5 protein-coding genes are annotated in these 4,963 nt (G+C 67.5%); 2 read left to right on the forward strand and 3 right to left on the reverse strand.

From position 1 onward, the window contains the following. Window positions 1-534, reverse strand: a 534-nt coding sequence (locus ACGLHR_RS50560; RefSeq protein WP_400103520.1) for a triphosphoribosyl-dephospho-CoA synthase, incomplete at its 3' end; no start/stop codon positions are given. Then, complete coding sequence (mdcA, locus tag ACGLHR_RS50565) at window positions 534-2,192, reverse strand: malonate decarboxylase subunit alpha (RefSeq protein ID WP_400103522.1); 1,659 nt, start codon at window positions 2,190-2,192, stop codon at window positions 534-536. The genes mdcA and ACGLHR_RS50560, both read right to left, overlap by 1 nt. Window positions 2,193-2,538: 346 nt before the next feature. Here mdcA and madL point away from each other — a divergent pair, with 346 nt between their 5' ends. Beyond that, window positions 2,539-2,949 carry a malonate transporter subunit MadL gene (gene madL, locus ACGLHR_RS50570; RefSeq protein ID WP_318237004.1) on the forward strand — a complete coding sequence of 137 codons (411 nt, stop codon included), beginning with the start codon at window positions 2,539-2,541 and terminating at the stop codon, window positions 2,947-2,949. A 10-nt stretch (window positions 2,950-2,959) separates the two neighbouring features. Next, the gene (gene madM / locus ACGLHR_RS50575; protein ID WP_267605566.1) at window positions 2,960-3,736 is read left to right on the forward strand and encodes a malonate transporter subunit MadM; all 777 of its coding nucleotides are present in this window, start codon (window positions 2,960-2,962) and stop codon (window positions 3,734-3,736) included. On the opposite strand, the gene ACGLHR_RS50580 is transcribed toward madM, so the two are convergent. Beyond that, window positions 3,733-4,653 carry a LysR family transcriptional regulator gene (locus ACGLHR_RS50580; protein WP_400103525.1) on the reverse strand — a complete coding sequence of 307 codons (921 nt, stop codon included), beginning with the start codon at window positions 4,651-4,653 and terminating at the stop codon, window positions 3,733-3,735. The two genes, madM and ACGLHR_RS50580, sit on opposite strands and share 4 nt — an antisense overlap. Window positions 4,654-4,963 lie beyond the last annotated feature (310 nt).

The following is a 4,963-nucleotide window of genomic DNA, read 5'->3' on the forward strand; positions in this document are numbered from 1 at the left end:
CGCCTGGCCGCGCGCGCCGGCGACGCCGTAGTCGATGCAGGCGCGTTCGCCCTTGTGGCCGGTACGCGCGGGGCGGTGCCGGTCGGGGACGCGGGCGATGGCGCCAGCGCAGCGCGCGATGCCATGCGCCGAGCCTGCGTGACGGTGCAGCCCCGCGGCGCCAACCAGCAGCCCCAGGCTCCAGATCGCGCCGCGATGCGTATTGATGCCGCCGGTGGCGCGCATCATCGCGGCCTCCGCTTCGCGGCCAAGCGCGCCCAGCCGCTCGCGCAGCGCCACGCCGGGCCGCGCCGCGCGCATGCCCGCCGCTGCCATCTCCACAAAAGCAGGATGCAGCGCGCGCGCCGAGACGCGCATCAGGTCCAGGTTGAGATCGGCGTGGGCGCCATTGCCGCGGCCATCCACCAGCCCGGGCTTGGGCGACAGCGCGGCCTCGTCGATCAGCGCGCTGACCGCGAGATCGGCCAGTGCGATGGCAGCGGGGTCGAATCCGGCATCAACGTGCCGCCGGGCAAGCCATGCGGGGTTAGCCATCACCAGCTCCGAAAGCGTGCCGGCGGCTCGTACAGCCCGCCGGACCAGTCGACCAGGTCGGCCATGCTCTTGGCTGCCAGCAGCGAGCGGGTAGCCTGGCTGCGCTGCACGCCGAGGTCTTCGGGCAGCGCGATCAGGCCGTCGCTGCGCATGCGGCGCGTGGTGCTGGGGTCGTGGCGCAGGCCGATCGGCGTCACGCCGGCCACGGCCGCCAGCATGGCGCGGCGCTCCTCCAGCGAGCGTGCCTTGTAGAGATAGGCGATGCCTTCCTCGGTCAGCACGTGCGTGACATCGTCGCCGTAGATCATCACCGGGGCCAGCGGCATGCCGCTGTCCTTGGCCACCTGCACCGCGTCGAGCGACTCGACAAAGGTCGGCTTGCCGCCGGCCTGGAAGGTCTCCACCATCTGCACCACCAGCTTGCGGCCGCGCGCGAGCGGGTCGTCGGTCTCGATCAGGTCGAGCCATGCCGGCGTGGGATGGCGCCGCCCGCCCGGGTTGTGGCCCATGTTGGGCGCGCCGCCAAAGCCGGACAAGCGCCCGCGTGTGACCGTGGAGGAATGGCCGTCGCCGTCGATCTGCAGCGTGGAGCCAATGAACAGGTCCACCGCGTACTGGCCGGCTAGCTGGCAGAAGGCGCGGTTGGAGCGCATCGAGCCATCTGCGCCGGTGAAGAACACGTCCGGCCTCGCGGCCACATAGTTCTCCATGCCGAGCTCGCTGCCGAAGCTGTGCACGCTCTCCACCCAGCCGGACTCGATGGCGGGGATCAGCGTGGGGTGCGGGTTCAGCGTCCAGTACTTGCAGATCTTGCCCTTGAGGCCGAGCGACTCGCCGTAGGTGGGCAGGATCAGCTCAATGGCCGCGGTATTGAAGCCGATGCCGTGGTTGAGCGACTGCACCTGGTGGCGCTCGTACACGCCGCGGATTGCCATCATGGCCATCAGCACGTGCACCGGCTTGATCAGGCGCGGATCGCGCGTGAACAGCGGCTCGCAGAAGAAGGGCTTGTCCGCCTGCACCACGTAGTCGATCCACGAGCCGGGGATATCCACGCGCGGCAGGCCGGCGGGGTCGTCCACGATCTCGTTGACCTGGGCCACCACGATGCCGTCGCGGAAGGTGGCGGCCTCCACCAGGGCGGGCGTGTCCTCGGTGCTGGCGCCGGTGTAGAGGTTGCCATCGCGGTCGGCCTTGTAGCCGGCGATCAGCACGATGTTGGGCGTGAGATCCACATAGAGCCGCGCGTACAGCTCGATGTACGTGTGGATCGCGCCGACTTCAAGCTGGCCATCTTCCAGGAACTGCGAGATGCGCAGGCTCTGCGCGCCGGCGTAGGCAAAGTCCAGTTTCCTGGCAATGCCGCGCTCGAACAGGTCGAGGTGTTCCACCCGGCTCACGCTCGGGATGATCATGTGCAGGCCATGCACCTTGGCCGGGTCCACCTCGGCCAGCGAGCGCGAGAGGAAGTCGGCCTGCTTCTGGTTGTTGCCCTCCAGCACCACGCGGTCGCCCGGCGCGGTGATGGCTTCGAGGAATGGGACGATGTCGGCGGTGGGCACGACACGGCCGCTGGCAAAGGCGGCGCCGCGTGCCATGCGGCGGCGCTTTTCGGTGCGGCGGGTGTCCCACTGTCGGTCCGTGGCTGGGTTCGGCATCGCGTCTCCGGTGTGCTTGATGCTAGGGATGGCACCAAGATACGCAGCGCGCGCGGCGCAAGCAATGACGCCCGGCGCGGCATCGTTACTCTAGGTGTAAGTGTTGGCGGCCCGACATGCCAGGCGTTCGCGCCGCGTCTCGCGCGGCCCGTACGCCGCCGCGCGCCACGCAAGGGCTGGCTTGGTCACAAGTGCGCCGGATATCCGTTTCCCGCCGTTAATCCCACGCTAACGATTCTCTCGCCGGGTTGATTGATGTAGTGCGATGGCTCGCCTAGATTGCATCCATCAAACCTAGAACCAGCCCGCGCGCAATCTTGCCGATGGGCCAACAGGAGACACCACCATGATCATCTACGGAACCGCCTTGCTGGCGCTTTGCCATCTCGTCGGCCTGTTCCTTGGCGAGCTGCTGGGCATCGCGATCGGCGTCAAGGCCAATGTGGGCGGCGTCGGCATCGCCATGCTGCTGCTGATCTCGATACGGCTCTACCTGCACGGACGCGGACTTCTGCCCAAGGAGACCGAGGCGGGCGTGGGCTTCTGGGGGGCGATGTATATCCCGGTGGTGGTGGCGATGGCGGCACAGCAGAACGTGGTCGCCGCGTTGCGCGGCGGGCCGGTGGCGCTGATCGCGGCAGTCGGCGCGGTGCTGGTGTCTGCCTGCTGCATTGCCGTGCTCAGCCGCACCGGCGACCACGCGCCACTGCCGCCGCTGCTCTCGCCGGAAGCCAACCCCAGCCACGCTTCGCGCTAAGGACGCCGCCATGCCGCATTCCATCTCGCACATTATCGAGAACATCCTGCTGCAGAATGCCCTGGTCACCGCGTTCGCCGCGGTCGGGATCATCATGTGGCTGTCATCAAGGCTATCGCGCTGGCTGACCTTCGGGCGCGTCCATGCCTCCGCCATCGCCATCGTCATCGGCCTGCTGCTGGCCTACTACGGCGGCATCGTCACCGGCAAGGAAAAAGGCCTGGCGGATCTCTCGCTGTTCTCCGGCATCGGCCTGATGGGCGGCGCCATGCTGCGCGACTTCGCCATCGTCGCCACCGCCTTCGAGGTGCAGGTCACCGAGGCGCGCAAGGCCGGGCTGGTCGGCGCGGTGTCGCTGCTGCTCGGCACCATCCTGCCGTTTATCGTGGGTGCTGTCGTGGCGCGCGCCTTTGGCTACAGCGATGCGGTCAGCATGACCACCATCGGCGCCGGCGCGGTGACGTATATCGTGGGGCCGGTCACCGGGGCAGCGCTGGGCGCCAGTTCCGACGTGATCGCGCTGAGCATCGCCACCGGGCTGATCAAGGCCATCATCGTGATGGTGGGCACGCCCATGGCGGCAGGCTTTCTCGGCCTGAACAACCCGCGCGCCGCGATGGTGTTCGGTGGCCTCGCCGGCACCGTCAGCGGGGTTTCCGCGGGGCTGGCCGCAACGGATCGCAGGCTGGTGCCTTATGGTGCGCTGGTGGCCACGTTCCACACCGGGCTGGGTTGCCTGCTGGGGCCGTCGCTGTTGTTCCTGGCGACCAAGGCGATCGTCGGCTAGGCGGGCTGCGGCGAGCGCATCGTCAACCGGCAAACCGCCGCCAGCGCCAGCAAATTCGGATCCCGCTCACGCCGCCGCAGAAAACTCAGGCCAATGGTCTGGCGCAGCCGGTACTGCGCGGCCAGCGGGATCAGCGCCACCTTGTGCGCAAACACATCGCGCACGCGGCCGGGCAGCAGCGCGTAGCCCACGCCGCCGCTGACCAGGTTCATCAGCGAGAAGATGTCGCCGACCTTCATCACCACATTGGGCGTGAAGTCGGCGATGCGGAACGCTTCCATGAAGCCCTGGTAGGTGATGAAGCCCTCGCTGAGCGTGACGAAGGGTTCGTCCCGGCATTGCCGCAGGTCGATGGAGGCTTGCCGCGCGTAGGGCGAATCCGCCGGCGCGGCGAAGTAGATCTCGTCGTCGAACAGCGCGATGGATTCGATCTCGGGATCCGGCTCGGGCATGGCCATCAGCGCGGCGTCGATCGCGCCTTGCTTGAGCTTGAAGAGCAGGTCGGCATTGGAGCCGAGCACCAGCTCCGCCTGCAGTTCCGGCCGCCTGACCTTGATGCCGATCACCACGTCCGGCACCGTGCGGATGGTCAGCGAATAGAGCGAGCCGATTTTCATGTGATCGGCCGAGTACCCGGCGGCCTGGCGCGTGGCGCGGATGCCGTCGGCCATGGCCTTGATGACATCGGTAGCCACATCCGCCAGCACGTGCGCGGCTTCGGTCGGCAGCAGGTTGCGCCCTTCGTGGCGGAACAGGGCGCAGCGCATGCCTTCTTCCAGAGAGTGCAGCGCGCGGTGCACGCTGACCGTGCTCACATCCAGCGCCTCGGCGGCCTTGGCGAGGTTGCCCGTCTCCATGTAGGCGAGCAGGACTTCGAGCTTGCGCAAGGTGATTTCTTCGTTGATCCGGTTTCGCATAGGAGGTGCTTCGTTCATGCTGGCGGTGATGGTGACTGGACCATGATAACCAGATTCGAAACCGGATGGCTCCGGGACGGCCGGAGCGCGAATTGCAGGCAGGGTCCAAGCGAAATCCAGCGCCAGCGTAGCTCCCCTCTCCCGCGCGCGGGAGAGGGGCTGGGGGAGAGGGCGGGCGCTTGTCACGCCTGCGTGCTGGAAAACACCACGGGCTTCGCTTCAAGTGGCTCCTGGCTGATATGACTCCCCGTGTCAATCGAGATTGGTTTGATTCAGTTTCACAGTTGCATGTTGTTCCCCAATTTCCTGG

The sequence above is a fragment of the Cupriavidus sp. CuC1 genome (assembly GCF_044627735.1).
Classification (GTDB): Bacteria; Pseudomonadota; Gammaproteobacteria; order Burkholderiales; family Burkholderiaceae; genus Cupriavidus; species Cupriavidus ulmosensis.